1 protein-coding gene is annotated in these 471 nt (G+C 52.0%); it reads right to left on the bottom strand.

What is annotated here, in order from left to right; translation table 11 throughout:
* Positions 1 to 49 precede the first annotated feature (49 nt).
* The coding region (locus tag JBE38_RS27555) for an integrase core domain-containing protein (protein ID WP_205345601.1) at positions 50 to 471 on the bottom strand (422 nt) is incomplete at its 5' end.

Here is a 471-nt window from a genome sequence, read left to right as displayed (position 1 = left end):
CGGGTGTAGAACCGTAGACATCGTTTACATCTGAAACCGGGGACATCGTTTACACATTTGAAGCTTGGACGCGAGTCATTCCCCGTCCAAGCCTCCCCAAGGGATAGTCACACAGGTAAAGATCCCAAACATCATCTTCAGTCTCTTTCAGCCCTATTCGCTCTCCAGCTAGCGCTTCGCTAACAAATACCAGCTTGCCCTTCCACATTATCGAACCGTTCTGCCTGACGCTTCGAACCAGCATTTCCGCCGGGTATTCCAAATCCGGCAAACGGCCGGGATAGGGCCGAGTAGATGGCACATACAGCTCTCCAGGACGTTTCATACCGAGTGCCTCATGAGGTCGCACGTAATTGAACTCATGCCTGAAGTGCTCCAGCAAAAGCTGCTGCTCTATCAAGTTTTTCCCTAACGGCAACTCAAGTTTCAAGCTACGGTGCATTCGCTCATGGCGACCATTCTGGGCGGGTC

This window comes from Pseudomonas sp. ICBG1301 (assembly GCF_016918385.1).
Taxonomy (GTDB): Bacteria; Pseudomonadota; Gammaproteobacteria; order Pseudomonadales; family Pseudomonadaceae; genus Aquipseudomonas; species Aquipseudomonas palleroniana.
This window is presented reverse-complemented; position numbering and strand designations above follow the sequence as displayed.